The 15,499-nt window shown below is 63.6% G+C and carries 15 protein-coding genes; 5 read left to right on the forward strand and 10 right to left on the reverse strand.

The window, feature by feature from the left end; translation table 11 throughout:
• Window positions 1-10: 10 nt before the first annotated feature.
• The 8 genes from rlmN to surE form a co-directional block, all read right to left on the reverse strand.
• A complete protein-coding gene (rlmN, locus tag OX89_RS12655) occupies window positions 11-1,135 on the reverse strand; it encodes a 23S rRNA (adenine(2503)-C(2))-methyltransferase RlmN (protein WP_011804599.1) in 1,125 nt (374 codons plus the stop codon).
• Window positions 1,136-1,219: 84 nt separating this feature from the next.
• Window positions 1,220-1,645, reverse strand: coding sequence for a nucleoside-diphosphate kinase (gene ndk, locus OX89_RS12660; protein ID WP_015912786.1), 426 nt, complete (start codon window positions 1,643-1,645; stop codon window positions 1,220-1,222).
• A 76-nt stretch (window positions 1,646-1,721) separates the two neighbouring features.
• Window positions 1,722-3,065, reverse strand: coding sequence for a pseudouridine synthase (locus OX89_RS12665; protein ID WP_047350864.1), 1,344 nt, complete (start codon window positions 3,063-3,065; stop codon window positions 1,722-1,724).
• Window positions 3,062-3,766 (reverse strand): SMC-Scp complex subunit ScpB, encoded by a 705-nt coding sequence (scpB, locus tag OX89_RS12670; RefSeq protein ID WP_015912784.1) that lies wholly within the window; start codon window positions 3,764-3,766, stop codon window positions 3,062-3,064. The genes OX89_RS12665 and scpB overlap by 4 nt, the downstream gene beginning before the upstream one ends.
• 150 nt (window positions 3,767-3,916) lie before the next feature.
• On the reverse strand, window positions 3,917-4,921 hold the full coding sequence (locus tag OX89_RS12675) for an RluA family pseudouridine synthase (RefSeq protein WP_157497443.1): 1,005 nt from the start codon (window positions 4,919-4,921) through the stop codon (window positions 3,917-3,919).
• 14 nt (window positions 4,922-4,935) lie between these two features.
• Complete coding sequence (locus tag OX89_RS12680) at window positions 4,936-5,847, reverse strand: peptidoglycan DD-metalloendopeptidase family protein (RefSeq protein ID WP_047350866.1); 912 nt, start codon at window positions 5,845-5,847, stop codon at window positions 4,936-4,938.
• Window positions 5,848-5,858: 11 nt separating this feature from the next.
• Window positions 5,859-6,629, reverse strand: a complete 771-nt coding sequence (locus tag OX89_RS12685; protein ID WP_047350867.1) for a protein-L-isoaspartate(D-aspartate) O-methyltransferase — start codon at window positions 6,627-6,629, stop codon at window positions 5,859-5,861.
• Complete coding sequence (gene surE / locus OX89_RS12690) at window positions 6,629-7,411, reverse strand: 5'/3'-nucleotidase SurE (RefSeq protein WP_047350873.1); 783 nt, start codon at window positions 7,409-7,411, stop codon at window positions 6,629-6,631. Before surE ends, OX89_RS12685 begins: the two co-directional genes overlap by 1 nt.
• A gap of 136 nt (window positions 7,412-7,547) precedes the next feature.
• Here surE and OX89_RS12695 point away from each other — a divergent pair, with 136 nt between their 5' ends.
• From OX89_RS12695 to OX89_RS19285, 4 genes are all read left to right on the forward strand, one after another.
• Window positions 7,548-8,522: an NADPH:quinone oxidoreductase family protein gene (locus OX89_RS12695; protein WP_047350868.1), complete on the forward strand. Its 975-nt coding sequence runs from the start codon at window positions 7,548-7,550 to the stop codon at window positions 8,520-8,522.
• A gap of 93 nt (window positions 8,523-8,615) precedes the next feature.
• Window positions 8,616-10,139 carry a GGDEF domain-containing protein gene (locus OX89_RS12700; RefSeq protein WP_047350869.1) on the forward strand — a complete coding sequence of 508 codons (1,524 nt, stop codon included), beginning with the start codon at window positions 8,616-8,618 and terminating at the stop codon, window positions 10,137-10,139.
• Between the two features lie 14 nt (window positions 10,140-10,153).
• A complete protein-coding gene (locus OX89_RS12705; RefSeq protein WP_047350870.1) occupies window positions 10,154-11,758 on the forward strand; it encodes an alkaline phosphatase in 1,605 nt (534 codons plus the stop codon).
• Window positions 11,759-11,827: 69 nt separating this feature from the next.
• On the forward strand, window positions 11,828-11,950 hold the full coding sequence (locus OX89_RS19285; RefSeq protein WP_255352821.1) for a hypothetical protein: 123 nt from the start codon (window positions 11,828-11,830) through the stop codon (window positions 11,948-11,950).
• A gap of 199 nt (window positions 11,951-12,149) precedes the next feature.
• On the opposite strand, the gene OX89_RS12710 is transcribed toward OX89_RS19285, so the two are convergent.
• Window positions 12,150-13,874, reverse strand: coding sequence for a hypothetical protein (locus OX89_RS12710; RefSeq protein WP_144731168.1), 1,725 nt, complete (start codon window positions 13,872-13,874; stop codon window positions 12,150-12,152).
• Between the two features lie 282 nt (window positions 13,875-14,156).
• On the reverse strand, window positions 14,157-15,170 hold the full coding sequence (locus OX89_RS12715) for a hypothetical protein (RefSeq protein WP_144731165.1): 1,014 nt from the start codon (window positions 15,168-15,170) through the stop codon (window positions 14,157-14,159).
• Window positions 15,171-15,360: 190 nt separating this feature from the next.
• Between OX89_RS12715 and OX89_RS19290 the strand changes: the two genes are divergently transcribed.
• The gene (locus OX89_RS19290; protein WP_255352822.1) at window positions 15,361-15,483 is read left to right on the forward strand and encodes a hypothetical protein; all 123 of its coding nucleotides are present in this window, start codon (window positions 15,361-15,363) and stop codon (window positions 15,481-15,483) included.
• The last annotated feature ends 16 nt before the right edge of the window (window positions 15,484-15,499 follow it).

Genomic DNA, 15,499 nt, shown 5'->3' on the forward strand with positions numbered 1-15,499 from the left:
CGCCACGCCGTCAGATGACCGGCTTGATCTCGATGGTCCTGAGCTTGGCCATGCGTTCATTGACCCGTGTTCGGTCCTTCACATCGCCAGCCAGTTGTCCGCATGCCGCATCAATATCGTCACCGCGCGTCTTGCGAACGGTCGTGACGATACCCGCGTCACTCAACAATTGTGCGAAAGCCGTCACAGCCGCCGGGGGAGATCGGCGCAGACCGGAAGCCGGGAACGGGTTGAAGGGGATGAGATTGAACTTGCACGACACCCCGCCGTCGGCCGCCTTGCGGCCCACCAGGTCAATCAACTGTCGCGCATGCTCTGGCTGATCGTTCACGCCTTCCAGCATGCAGTATTCAAAAGTGATGAAGTCCCGCGGCGCGTGGTCCAAGTAACGCCGACATGCCGCCAGGAGTTCATGCAGCGGGTACTTGCGGTTCAGGGGAACGAGGTTGTCGCGCAACACGTCATTGGGAGCATGCAGCGAAACAGCGAGCGCCACAGGACAATCCTGCGCCAGGCGGTCCATCATGGGCACGACGCCTGAGGTAGACACGGTTACGCGACGCCGCGACAAGCCGTAACCATGGTCATCGAGCATGACTCGCAGCGCAGGCACCAGTGCAGCATAGTTCTGCAGCGGCTCGCCCATTCCCATCATCACCACGTTGGAAATCACGCGTTCACCGTCACCGCGGCGCTGCCGTAGTGCGTGCTCGGCGTACCAGAGCTGGGCCAGGATTTCGCCAGTAGTGAGATTGCGGCTGAACCCCTGGTGACCGGTGGAGCAAAAACGACAGCCTACGGCGCATCCAGCCTGCGAGGAGATGCACAAGGTGCCGCGATCGTCCTCAGGAATAAAGACTGTCTCCACGGCGTTGCCGTCGCCCACGTCGAACAGCCACTTCACCGTGCCGTCCGCAGAGACATGTTCGCTGATGGCTTGCAGCCCTGCCACATGGGCGCAGCCCCTGAGCTTCTCGCGCAACGATTTCGCCAGGTCGCTCATCTGGTCAAAATCGCTGGCACCGCGCTGGTGGATCCAGCGAAACAGTTGCGTGGCCCGAAAACGTTTTTCTCCCAGCCGCTCGCAAAAAGCAGCCAGGCCGTCCAGGTCAAAATCCAGAAGGTTCGTGGTCATAACGTTCACGGATGCCCACGCCCACATAGCGCATCCGCGCGGGGGCGGCCAAACCAGGACCGCCCGGCACGCGGAGCCACTGCATTAGCGCGAGTAGATGTTCAGGCCGGGGAAGAAGAAGGCCACTTCCACCTGGGCGGTTTCAGCAGCGTCGGAGCCGTGCACCGCATTGGCGTCGATGCTGTCCGCGAAGTCGGCGCGGATCGTGCCGGGCGCCGCCTTCTTGGGGTCGGTCGCGCCCATGAGTTCGCGGTTCTTCAGGACGGCATTCTCACCCTCCAGGGCCTGCACCATCACGGGGCCGGAAATCATGAAGTCCACCAGATCCTTGAAGAAGGGGCGCTCCTTGTGCACTGCGTAGAACTGCTCGGCTTCGGCGCGCGACAGGTGGATCATGCGCGCAGCGACAATCTTCAGGCCCGCGGCTTCAAAGCGCGCATAGATCTGGCCGATCACGTTCTTGGCAACGGCGTCCGGCTTGATGATGGAAAGGGTGCGTTCGATAGCCATGTTGGTTTTCCTAGTGAGGTGTTGCGGTATTTTTGCCCTGAAGGCAAACCATCAATTTTAGCTTTACGCCAATCCCCTAACGGCCGCCGCGGCGCGGCCCGTTGTTGCGTTGCTGTTGGCGATGGCGCGAGAAACTGTCAGCCCCGATATAGCCGAGCGACGTCTTCATCGGGTCCGGCTGGGCATTCGGTGAGGGCGATCGCCCCGCACGCCCCCCTGTCTTGTCACGCCCACTGCCAGATGCCTTGCCGGGCCCCGCGGATCGACGATCGCCTTTGCGGCCGCCCCTGCCCTGGCCACTAGTGGGGCGCGCACCACCACCATCCAGCGTTGCCCCTGCCGCCTGCATCAGGGCACGAATGTCGCGCTCATCAAGCTCCAGCCACGCCCCGCGCTTGAGCCCGCGCGGCAGCATCATGGCCCCGTAGCGAATCCGAATCAGCCGGCTCACCGCATGTCCTACCGCCTCGAACATACGGCGGACCTCGCGGTTACGGCCTTCAGAGATGGTGACCCGGTACCAACAGTTGGCGCCCTCGCCGCCGCCGTCTTCCACGGAGCCAAAGGAAGCCATGCCATCCTCCAGCGGCACGCCTTCCAGCAAGCGCTGCTTTTCCTCGGTGCTCAACGCACCCAACACGCGGACTGCATATTCACGCTCCAGCCCGAAGCGGGGGTGCATCAACTTGTTCGCAAGCTCCCCCGAACTGGTAAATAGCAACAAACCTTCGGTATTCAGGTCCAGCCGCCCGACGGATTGCCATTTGCCCTGCTGCAGCCGGGGGAGTTTGCGAAACACCGTGGGGCGGTTTTGCGGATCGTCATGCGTGACCACTTCGCCCACTGGCTTGTGGTATGCAATCACGCGTACCGGCGGTGGTGCAATACGGAAGCGGATGGGTTTGCCGTTGACCTTTATCTGGTCCCCAAACTGCACGCGCTGCCCGATATGGGCCGGCTCGTTGTTGACGGAAATACGACCTTCCAGGATGAGCTGCTCCATTTCCAGCCGAGACCCCATGCCCGCCTGGGCAAGCACCTTGTGCAGTTTGGGGGTTTCTGGCTGGGGAAGCAGCACCCGCTTGGCGGGGGCGAGCTCGGCGTTGGCTTCATCCTCGTCGAACTGACCCGACACCACGTCGGCAAACTGATAGCCATCGCCCTTCGGCGCGCGCTTGGCAGCATGGCCGCTGGACTGTCGTGGCACCTCAACAGCAGCGCCTTGCTCATGCACTTCCTGCATCTTCACGTCCGATTGGGCACCGTCAGCACCACTCAGTTGCGGCACTGCCACATTCTCCTGAAGCGCGCCTTCCGCAGACTTGCGCTTGCGGGGCCTGCGCGGCGCAGCAGCCTCCGATGCGGGCGAAGGCGAGTGACCCGCCATGGAGTCCGGATCCTTGTGAGATTCATCATTCATATGTCAATGTCCCGTGGCCCCTCTTCGGCACCACTGTGTGTCGCGCCCACTACCAGATCAGGGGCATCTTCAATATCTACTTCGTCTACGGCCGGCACCTGCACGCCGTCCTCAGGTACCCCTGCAGTGTCTTCGCTCTGCGGTGCCCCCTGAATGGCGCCCAGCGCTTCAAACATGCTGACCTGCACGCCGGGGTCTTCGAGCGTAGGCAGTTGATCCAGTGATTGCAGTCCTAAATCGTCCAGGAACTGCCGTGTGGTAGCAAACAACGCAGGCCGGCCCACAGTCTCGCGGTGGCCAATGACCTCCACCCAGCCGCGGTCCTCCAGTTGTTTGATGATGAGGCTGTTGACCGTCACCCCACGGATGTCTTCGATGTCCCCGCGGGTTACGGGCTGCCGGTACGCAATGATGGCCAGCGTCTCCAGCGTCGCTCGCGTGTAGCGGGGCGGCTTTTCAGGATGCAACCGGTCCAGAAATTCGCGCATCTCGGGCCGGCTCTGGAAACGCCAACCTGTGGCCACTTGTACCAACTCCACCCCTCGCAAGGCCCAGTCCTGCTGCAGTTCCAGCAGCAGCATCTTTACTGTATCGGAACCCAGCGCGTCATCGAACAATGTCCGCAAGTCACGGATCGATACAGGCTGCGGGGCACAGATCAACGCGGTTTCAAGAACCCGTTTGGCGTCCACCGAATTCATGGTCCAACAGTCCCTGGAAAGGCAGCCTCGCATCAAACGGGAGGCTGCGCCTTGGGTTGGAGATATTGCGGCGCAGAAAGCAGAGCGTGGCAATGCGCCTTCACGGGGCCGGTAGCTCATGCTGGCCGGCGGTTCACGGCAGAACAGCCGTCAGGAACGATTGTAGCGCAGCCCCCAAAAATCCAGCGCCTGCGCCATGTCTTCCGGCAGCGGCGCGTGGAACTCCAGGGCAGCGCCAGTGACCGGGTGTACAAACGCCAGCCGGAATGCATGCAGCGCCTGTCGATGCATAGGCCCGGCCAGCGCGCCGCCGTACAGTGCATCTGCCACCAAGGGATGACGCATGGATGCCATATGCACGCGGATCTGGTGCGTTCGCCCCGTGTGCAGCGTACAACGCACGAGGCACACCTCCTCGTTGGCATCTATCAGGTCGAAATCGGTGCGGGCTTCCTTGCCTGGATGCTGCGCCAGATCGACCACCGCCATCCGCAGGCGATTGCGCGGGTCACGACCGATCGGGGCATGCACCGATCGATGTGCGGCCCCCGTCCAGCCGCCCCACCCCAGCGCCACATACTGGCGGCTGACCTCGCGCGCAGCGATCATGCGGACCAGTGCATCCATGGCCGACCGGCTGCGCGCAACGACCATGAGGCCACTGGTGTCCTTGTCCAGTCGATGGACGATGCCCGCACGCGGCACCTGCATCGCCTGCGCATCCCGGCCAAGCAAGGCGTTCAGCAACGTGCCGCTCCAATTGCCGGGCGCGGGATGCACCACCAGCCCCGCAGGCTTGTGGATCACGAGGATGTGCTCATCCTCATACACCACATCCAATGGCCATTGCTCGGGCCGAAAAGCCTGGCTCTGCTGCGTAGGGCGCATCTCGACCGCGATGCGGTCCCCGGCCTTGACCCTGGACGCGGGCTTCTGTACCTCCCGCCCATTCAGGCGTATGCAGCCCTGGAGCAGCAACTGCTGTAGATAACTGCGGGAAAACTCTGGGACCAGTTCCGCGAGTGCCTTGTCCAGCCGCTGAGCATGCTGCTCGGCGCCCACGACGACCTCCCGCAGTTCCGCCTCAAACTCGTCCGCCTGACTCCCACCTGTCTCTGCCGGATCAGCATCCTCCAGCCAGGACGCCTCTCCCATGGAAGCCGGCGCGCTCAACGGGAGGGGAGGTAGCGGGCGGGGTCCACAGGCTTGCCCTGGCGCCGGATTTCGAAATGCAGTTTCACACGATCCGCGTCCGTGCTTCCCATCTCGGCAATCTTCTGGCCGCGGCGCACGTTCTGGTCTTCCTTCACCAGCAGCGTCTGGTTGTGCGCATAGGCCGTGAGATAGGTGTTGTTGTGTTTCAAGATCACCAGGTTGCCATAGCCGCGAAGCCCAGCACCGGCGTACACCACACGCCCATCGGCAGCGGCGAGCACCGGATCGCCTGCCTTGCCGCCGATGTCGTAGCCCTTGTTACGCACCTCGTCGAATCCCGCCAACAGGCTGCCCGACGAGGGCCAGATGAAGTTGACGTCATCCGTTGCAGCGGTAGCGGCCGGCGCGGGAGCCACCGCCGGCGCGCTGGGTGCCGCTGCCGGCGCCACCGCGGCCGGTGTAGACGCCGCCGACGCCGACGGCTTGGGTGCGCTCGCAGCCGATGCTGCAGCCAAGGGCGAAGACGTGACGGGGCGGGTGACCACACCGGTGTCAGATGCCACCGCAGTCGCCGCAGCCGCAGCAGGGGGCACAACACGCAGCACCTGGCCCACCTCGATCAGGTTGGCGTTTTCCAGGTTGTTCCAGCGCGCGATATCTTTCCAACTTTGCCCGTTTTCCAGGCCAATGCGAATCAGCGTGTCGCCTGGCTTCACGGTGTAGTAGCCAGGCTTGCCCGCGTTCTCAGCACCAGGCAAGGGCTTGACCTCAGGCACGGCCCCGGCGGGCGCCGTCGTGCCGCTGCTCGCGGCAAAGGTGCCGCGATCTTCCACGGGAGCCCTGTTGATCGGGGTGCTGCACCCCGCCAGCAAACCGCCAGCCAGCACGGCAACTCCCCAAACCACAAGACTACGCGATACCAACATAAGCAAATCCTTCAGGCGATCCCCGATTTTAGGGGGACGAAATGCACGGCTTCCAGAATGCCCTGCTTGAAGCCTTGCGCAGTTTTATCAACGACCAGCAGCATCTGTTGGCCGTCGGCGCCCGCCAGTGGGGCGACCAGCCGGCCACCCACGGCAAGTTGCTCGCACCACGCGGCGGGAAGGCTATCTCCCCCCGCCGCGGCAATGATGCCCGCATAGGGCGCGCCGCTGGGGTAACCCAGCATTCCATCGCCCAGGATCAGGTGCACATTGGCCAGGCGTAGCGGGCGCAAGTGGTCTCGCGCCTTTTCATGCAACGCGCGCAAGCGTTCAACGGTATACACCTCGCGCGAGACGCGCGACAGCACCGCTGCCTGATAGCCGCAGCCCGTGCCGATCTCCAGTACCCGGCCCATTCCATTTCCGCGCGCGCACTCGGCCCCTAGCAACAATTCGATCATGCGTGCTACCACGCTGGGTTTGGAAATGGTCTGACCCAGTCCGATGGGCAGACTGGTGTCCTCATAGGCTTGGTTGGCCAAGGCGGTGTCGACAAAACGATGCCGCTCAATCATTCCCATGGCCTGAAGAACCGCCCCCGCCGAGATGCCCGAGGCTGCGAGTCGCTGCACCATGCGTGCGCGCACGGCAGCGGAGTCCAGCCCCACGCCGTGCGGCGTGGGCGGCTGCACCTCGCGGCGCGCGCCTACCGGTGGCGCCGCAGTGGGTGCACCGGGTTGGCGCCAGTCGATCCGCGCAGGAAAACCTGGCCGCCGCTGCATCAAGCCACCTCGCCGGACGCCTGCGCTGGTACGAGACGGGCCAGAGTCTGCGCCCAATACCCCAGTCCGTCGTAATCGGTCAGGTCCACCTTCAATGGCGTGACGGATACATGGCCGTGGGCCGTGGCATGAAAATCGGTGCCCTCCGCCGCGTCCTTGGCGGCGCCAGCGCCACCGATCCAGTACATCAGTTCCCCACGCGGGCTCTGCTGCTCAATGACACGCTCTGCCGCATGGCGCCGGCCCAGGCGGCACATGCGCAAGGGCCGCAATGCGTCATACGGCATATTGGGAATGTTGACATTCAACAGCCAGGGGGCTTCGCCGACCAGGTTTTGGCGATCCATCTGCTGAACGATCTCGCGCGCCTTGCGCGCAGCCGACTCGATCTCGCCCCACCCCTTGTCCACCTGCGAAAAGGCGATGGACGGGATCCCGAAAAGATAGCCTTCCATCGCAGCACCCACCGTGCCGGAATAAATTGTGTCGTCGCCCATGTTGGCGCCGTTGTTGATGCCGGAGACTACCAGATCGGGCCGGTAACCCAGCAGGCCCGTCAGCGCAATGTGCACGCAATCGGCAGGCGTGCCATTGACATAGCGAAAGCCGTTGTGCGCGGTTTGCACATACAACGGCGAATGCAGCGTCAGGGCGTTCGACTTCGCGCTATTGTTGTGTTCGGGAGCCACCACTTCCACATCAGCAATGGTCTTAAGGGCGTCATGCAGCGCCACGATGCCAGGCGCCTGGTAGCCGTCGTCGTTGGAGATGAGGATTTTCATGGTCTGGAAGGCGGAACGGCTGGCATTGTAGGAGCGAGCACACACGCTGTCGCTGGTCACGCAAGGGACAACCCAGCCTCCGAGGCGGCCCCTATGATGCCCGCCCAACAGATTCGTAGCGACCAAGGAGACATTCATGCACGCCTGGCTCTGCACCAACCCCACTGGCGTCGAGGCCCTGGCCTGGACAGAACTGCCCGACCCGGCTCCCAAGGCAGGCGAGGTCCTCGTCGAGATCCGCGCGGCAAGCCTGAATTTTCCCGACCTGCTGATGGTGCAGAACAAGTACCAGATCAAGCCCCCCCTGCCTTTCGTGCCCGGCTCGGAGTTCGCGGGCGTCGTGCAGGCCGTGGGCGACGGCGTCACCCATCTGCAGGTGGGTCAAAACGTGGCCTGTCTCAGCGGCACGGGTGGTTTCGCCACGCACACCATCGCCCCGGCCGCACGCTGTATACCCCTGCCGGACGGCTTTGGCCATGTGGATGCGGCGGCATTCATCATGACTTATGCAACCTCCTACCACGCCCTGCTGGACCGGGGCCAGCTCCAGGCAGGCGAAACCGTGCTGGTGCTGGGCGCGGCTGGCGGCGTGGGCACCGCCGCGATTCAGATCGCCAAGGCCAAGGGAGCGCGCGTGATCGCCGCCGCCTCCACGGACGAAAAATGCGACGTGTGCCTGAAGCTGGGGGCCGATGCCGTGATCAATTACAGCGTGGAGGACCTGCGCGACGCCGCCAAGTCACTGACCGACGGGCAGGGACCGGACGTCATCTACGACCCGGTGGGCGGCGCACTGGCAGAGCCCGCATTTCGCTCCATCGCCTGGCGAGGCCGCTATCTGGTGGTCGGCTTCGCATCGGGCCCCATCCCTTCATTGCCGTTGAATCTGCCACTGCTCAAGGGTGCTTCTGTCGTCGGCGTGTTCTGGGGCGAATTCGCCAAGCGCGAGCCCCAGGCCAATGCTTCGATGATGGGCACCCTGCTCCAGTGGTATGCACAGGGCAAGATCAGGCCCGCCATCGACCGAACCATGCCCATGTCACAGCTACCCGCCGCGTTTGCCCACATGGGCGCACGTGCGGTGATCGGCAAACTGGTTCTGGTCAACTGACACGATTTACACATGGCTTGACCCGGCCTGCTATCCAAGCGGGCTGCACTCTGTCACACTTTTGGCTGTTTGCATCTTCCTGCGTCCCTGCAGATGGCCTCCGCCAAATCCCCTCCTGAAATTGCCCGCGAGACGCTCAAGCTACTCGCTACGCGCCGGCTTCCTCCCACGCCCAACCACTACCAGGCCCTCTATGACGAAGTGGCCGGCACCACCAGCGCGCCGGCGTTTCCCAGCGCCCAGCTGCGGCAGATCTCGCGGGTGATCCCCGGCCAGACCCCGGCGCAGAAGCGGTTGCTGGGCCTGTTGGAAACCGCCATCACCCAGCAGGACTGGGGCGTTTTGCAAAACGTGTTGGTGGGATACGCCAACCTGGGACTCTCGCCCGTGGCCGCGCCCGAGCCCGCGAGCACCCGGATTGACCACCTGCCGCTGACACTGGCGCAGAATCTGGCGCGGCTGGTGGACAACACCCTGCCGGCGCTGGGCGAGGACGATGCCCGCGTGCATGAGCTGGCTGCGCAATTGAGCACCTTCCTGCGCGAGCCCGACCCACCCGTCTCCACCGCCGAGCTGATGCTCGGCAACTTCAGCTACCGCCTGTCTTTCGCGGCGGAAGACCAAGCCGCCATCCGGCTGAGCTTGCTCAGCCTGCTGCGCCTGGTGTTCGAGAACATTGCCGCCCTGAGCATGGACGACGAGTGGCTGCACGGCCAGGCCGAGGCGCTGCTTGCAGCTTCCACCCCGCCGCTCACGCTGCGCCGGCTGGACGACGTGCAGCGACGCCTCAAGGACGTCATCTTCAAGCAGACTGAGGCCAAGGAACGCACCGTTCACGCGCAGATGCAGATGCGCGAACTGCTGGCCACATTCATCGAGCGCCTGGCGCAGATGGATGAATCCAGCAGCGCCTACACCACCAAGATGGAGGATTGCGCCGAACGCATCAGCCAGGCCACGCAGCTGCAGGACATCATGCCGCTGCTGGAGGAAGTCATGGCCGCCACGCGCGCCATGGCGCTGAGCAGCCGGGTGACGCGCGGCGAACTGCAGGAACTGCGCGAGCGCACCGAGGCCAAGCACGCCGAAATCGTCCACCTGCGCCAGGAGCTGGACCGCGCGAGCGCCCAGGCGCGCCACGACCCGTTGACGGGCTCGCTCAACCGCAAGGGCTTTGCCGAGGCCATGGAGCGCGAGATCGCGCGTGCGCGCCGCCAGGATGCGCCGCTGTGCGTGGCGCTGCTGGACGTGGACAACTTCAAGTCCATCAATGACCGCCTGGGCCACACCGCCGGCGACGCGGCCCTGGTGCATCTGGCGCAGGTCACCCGCGAGGTGATGCGGCCGCAGGACCAGTTGGCGCGCTATGGCGGCGAGGAATTCGTCATCATCCTGCCCGACACCGAACTGGCGGAAGGCGTGAAGGCCATGGAGCGCCTGCAACGCGAGCTGACCACGCGCTACTTCCTCAAAGACCAGGAGCGGGTGCTCATCACCTTCAGCGCCGGTGTGGCCCAGGTGGAAGGCGAAGAAGGCAGCGCCGACGCAATCCGCCGCGCCGACCAGGGCATGTACCTGGCCAAGCGCACCGGCAAAAACCGTGTGGTTGCTGCCTGACGCCTGGACCCCTTGTGCGATGTCCCGTGCACCCGCCTTCGCTTGACATCTCGCGCCGCACACTGCTGCGTCAGGCCGCCTGGGCCGGCATGGCCACGCAACTGCCCCGCTGGGCCTGGGCCCAGGCCGCCGTGCGGCACGACCCCTTTGGTCTGGGTGTGGCCAGCGGCGACCCAGCGCACGACGGCGTGGTTCTCTGGACCCGCGTGCTTCCGCCCGCGGACCTGGCCGGCACCCACGCACCCTGGGCCGGCCCCCTGACCGTACGCTGGGAACTGGCCGACGACGCGCAGTTTCGCCACATCGTGCAGCGCGGCACGGCGATGGCGCTGCCTGAACTGGGCCACAGCGTGCATGTGGAGGTGGCCGGCCTGCGCCCCGACCGCTGGTACCACTACCGCTTCATGCTGGGTGACGCCACCAGCCCCGTCGGCCGCACCCGCACCGCACCCGCACCGGATGCGTTGCCCGGGCGCCTGCGGCTGGTGTTCGCGTCCTGCCAGCGGTGGGAGCATGGCCATTACGCGGCCTGGCGGCATGCCTGCGCGGACCAGCCCGACCTGGTGCTGTTCCTGGGCGACTACATCTACGAATATCCCAGCCCACAGGACACCCATGGCCTGGCCCGTGTGCACCCGCTGCGCCTGCCCCGCAACCTGCAGGACTACCGTGACCGCTACGCCCTGCACAAGAGCGACCCCGCGCTGCAGGACGCGCACGCCTGCGCCCCGTGGGCGGTGACCTGGGACGACCACGAGGTACAGAACGATTACGCCGCTGGCCAGGGCCGGGGCGAGCGCGCCGAATGGCTGCCGCTGCGCAGCGCCGCGTGGCAGGCCTTCTATGAACACATGCCGATGCGTGTATCCACGCTGGCCGGCTCCGGCTTCCATCAATTGCAGATCCACCGCCGCCTGCTCTGGGGGCGCCTGGCGCGGCTGCACATGCTGGACACACGCCAGTACCGCGACCTGCAGGCCTGCCGCACGCCGGGCAAGGGCGCGACCGGCGCGGTGCGGCCCGACGCCTGCCCCGAAATCCTGGACGGCCACCGCAGCCTCCTCGGCTGGGAACAGGAGCAGTGGCTGCACGCGGGCCTGGCAGCCGATGCGCGCAACCAAGCTACGCGCTGGAGCGTACTGGCGCAGCAGACCCTGTTCTCGCCACGCCGCTACCCCTCGGGCCTACAGTCCACCGACAGCTGGGACGGCTACCCCGCCGCACGCGACCGCCTGCTGCAGGCGCTGGCGCAGCACCCGCCGCGCAACACGGTGCTGCTGGGCGGCGACATCCACCAGAACTATGTTTGCAACGTGATGGCGCCACACGGGCCGCATGCCCACGGTGCGCCGCGCATCCTGGCCAGCGAGTTCTGCGGCACCTCGATCTCCTCGCGCGCCGGCACCACGCAGGACAAAGTGGATGCCATCGCCCGCCACAACCCCCATGTACTGCTGGCCCGCTGTGAGGAGCGCGGCTACGGCCTGTGCGACCTCACGCCCACGCGCTGGACCACCACGCTGCGCGCCCTGCGCGACCCGCTGGATGCCGGCAGCGCCGCGTACACTCTGGCCCGATTCGTGGTGGAAGACGGCCGCCCCGGCCCGCAGCCGGCCTAGGGCCCGCACCAATCCTGGCGCGTCGCGCGCCTTGCCACTTTCGTCCGCACCCAAGGAACACGCACGCAGATGACCGGGAAACCCGCGCCCACCCCGCGCCCCGACGAGGCCGACTTCTCGAACCACACTCCCATGATGGCGCAGTACATGGGCGTGATTTCTAAGCCCTTGTCGCGTTTGATTTTTCTTTAAAGCCCATTCCATCGGTCCCCCGGAATACCCCACCACGCGTGGTGACAAATGAAGGCAAATGACGGTGACCTCGTGATCGGCCCCACTGCGAGGCACGATCTTCGAGTCTGCTGCTTACCCCATCGAGTGAGACGCTGTGCTGTTCACATTCAGAGGTTCGGAAAATCTTGTCACACCGCCGTAAAGAGGGCTTGGTGGTTCAGAGATTAGGTCGAACTTGACGAACGTAAGTGGCTTTATCGATGCCCACATGGTGCAGGAACGTCTTGAAGACGCCCGGGCTCACCGGGTCGCGCGTGGGAAGAATGAAGGCACGTTGATCCGGCCCCGTCCACTTCTGGTGACCGCCTTTGCCGCCCGACGCGTCCAGGCTGTGGTGGAAGCGTTTTAGCGCCCGCTCAAGCTCGCGGCGAGGCGGCACGTTGAACGTGGACGGGTGGCTCTGAAGACGGTCAGCAATGACCCCGGAGCCCACGAAACGCAAAGGGATGTCGGCGTGCTGGAAGTCGTACGGCAGCGGGCCGGTCAGGGCGCTTTCAAGCGGCAAGCCGATGCTGGTGGAGTTGATCTTGGGGTTGGCAGTGCTTAACTGGTTGGCAAAGGTGCGCCATGTGGCGGCGTGATGTCCCAGGCGCCATTCCCGATACCCAGGTGGTGCGAGGTCGAGAGCCCCTTCGACGACGCGGTCCAGGCCCTCAATGTTCGACGCCATGCGTGTCACCAATGACCTGATGCTGGGTGCTTTAAACCAGTCCCATGCTGACCAGTTGGCCAGGGCTTCCTCAAGCCAATCGGGCGTTTCGCGCAGCGCCTGGTAGACGCGGTCCTGGTAGCGCAGGTGTCGCGGCTGCTGGGCGTTGATTTCAAGCCACGAGAGTGCGGCCTCCACCCGAGCGTGGAACAGCTCGTGGGCGTAGGTCAGGCCAAAGGCCAGCAGCGCAGCCAGGCTGTGTGATCCATTAACATTCTCCGACTTGAAGTCGTCCAGAAAGCTAAGCGCCAGGTCGTCCAGCTTTCGGGCGTCGAAGTAGATGCCCCACGTTTCCTCGGTCCATACGTGATAAGGCTGGAACCAGGCGATGGCTTCGAAGCCCTGTCCCTTTAAGTCGCTGCGAACGCCGTCAACCCGGTCTCGGTCCCCGATTTGGTCGAGCTGCAGATCGTCTAGCGAATCCTTGAGATCGTTTGCCTCCGGAACAAAGCCCTGGACTTGAACCGAGTCCTCCACCGGCTGAGCGCCAGTGTCGAAGTTGGGACTGCCTATCTGCTCGCTGCGCGGCTTGCGCAGTGCCGCAGGCAAGCGCCTTTGAACGGCCCAGCGGACCTCGGGGTACGAGGGGAGGCCTGAGTGGGGCGCCCATGAAACAAGGCCTTGCGCGCGGTGCCCAGCAGTGCCGGGGAGAATACCGGCGTAGTTGCCATCACGGGAAGGGGGCCAGCCAGATGCGGCGACCGCAGAAATTGCTGAACGAGCCAGCTTCTCCGTGTCGCCCGAAGTAGGCTGTGGGAACTTCACGGCACGCAGCATGAAAGTCCGTAGCCGCTCCGCAGTTACAACCGGGCGCTGAAACTGGCTCTTCATCGCCAACTGCGCTTGGGCGAACCCTTCGAACTTCTTCATGGCACTGTGGCGTCCGTAGAAGTCCTCGTTGTCCTGCCTCTTACGGCTGATCGCATCGTCGAATTCGGCGACCTTGGTCTGATGCTCCAGAAGAAGCGCATCTGCACTGGCTTTGAGGGTAGACGATATCCAGGCATCCGGTACCAACGGCTTCGATCGGCCCACCAGAACGCACAGGGTTTTGTCGTCAGGCAGCAAAAACACACCGCAGCAATACGCGACAACCTTTGTACCGGGGCCAATGCGTGAGTCGGTAGGTTTGAGCTTGGTAGGAGACCAAACCGCTTGTTCCAGTTCTCCCATTAGTCTTAGCCCGGTACCGCTTCGTAGACGGGCTAAAGCTCGCGCTGTGGCCTTAGCTGCGTAGATGGTTACCGCAAGCGAGCCGGTTGATATAAATTCGACAACGTTAGGATCGGTGATCGGCACATCAACACAGAACACGTCAGGTGCAGTCGTCCATGCGAAGCTGGGTGGAATCCAGCTTCGCACACGCGGGGGGCTGTTGCTTGGGCTGTTCATAAGGTCACTCCATTGTGAAGTTGAGCTTGCAACTGATCTTTAGAGCCACAATCCGGCCATCCCTCATTTCATGAATGCCGCTCGGCTGTACTCTTCCGGCCTTTCTGACCACCAGTGCGTTGCGAACTTACCCAGCTTCACCTCGAGGGCGCTCGGCCGCCAGAGGTCGTGGTACTCTGTTTTCATCGCCTCCTGCATGAAGCCCTCCTCAACACCACGCTCGCGGTAGTAGATTGAGGTCATGTAGTCGGAAATTCCCCACGGCGCCCCGCGCGGTAGTCCACAGTAGCCCGCTCGGTGGAAACCAAATCGCGCATCTGGAGTGATGAAGCGTCGCTCACCAGCAAGGAATATGCCCGTGCAGGCACTCACGCAACGGCCTTGCACTAGAGTGTCCAGGCCCTGCTTTCTTACGATCTCGATCATGAGTTCTTCCTCATGAACCAGTCCCCCAGAGGAATCAAGCTGTAGCAGCTTGAGGTGCGGATTGTCTAAGATTGCTCGCTCCAGAGCCTTGGCGCTGCCTTCCCCAATGCTGCCGCTAACCACGATCCGGTTGAGTTCGGGCATAGCCGTGACGGTCCAGGGTTTCGAAATCCATTTGCTTGTACGTTGCTCGCACTCGCTGAGAAAGCGAGCATAGGCGCTGGGTGATTTCCAGTTATACAAAATAACTTCCCTGGCCGTGCCCCACAGCATCCAGATTCCAAAACCAGCCATCAGAAATGTGAGAAAAGCTGCCGCCGTCCTCGACTCGGTCAGGAGGTTCATGGACTTGCGGTAAGTCCCCACGGCCCACCAGAACATGGCGGGTAACAGTGCCGCGGAGCCAAGGCGAAAAATCATGTCTACGGGCTTGCTTTCAGGATGAAAGGCCTGGCTGAGCAGAAAGGCCCCAAAAAGGATCAAAGTGGTCGGCACAAATACCACACAGAGTGCAACCACCAGAGTGCGGAACAGCCCAAGTTCACCCCGCCAGTGCAGACGGAAGAACTGACCCATGCCTGGCCAGCTATTGAACTTGGGAGATAAGCGAGCGCGACCAGCCAGTTTGGGCAAGCGCAGGGTAACGTGCATGTGAGCACCCCCACCTCAATGAGACAGTGATTGCAATAGGGGTAGTATTGGTAGACATGTGGCTCACAGCATGAGCCACTAAACACGATAACCTGAATGCATGCTGAATTCGTTAAGGACGAAGATGGCCAGACCACAGGCTCAACTGCTGGACTTACCCCGAGGACCTCTCTGGTTCAAGGTCACGGGCATGCTGCAACAGAACTGGGCGATGTTGGCCGAGGCCTGCACAGCCGATTCGTCGGCTCACACGGGTGCATCCATCCTGTTCTTCGATGATCACGGTGCGCATTCCACTGATGGCGGACAGTGATTCCATTCCCATCGCG

The sequence above is a fragment of the Diaphorobacter sp. J5-51 genome (assembly GCF_001023515.1).
GTDB classification, from domain to species: Bacteria; Pseudomonadota; Gammaproteobacteria; order Burkholderiales; family Burkholderiaceae_C; genus Diaphorobacter; species Diaphorobacter nitroreducens.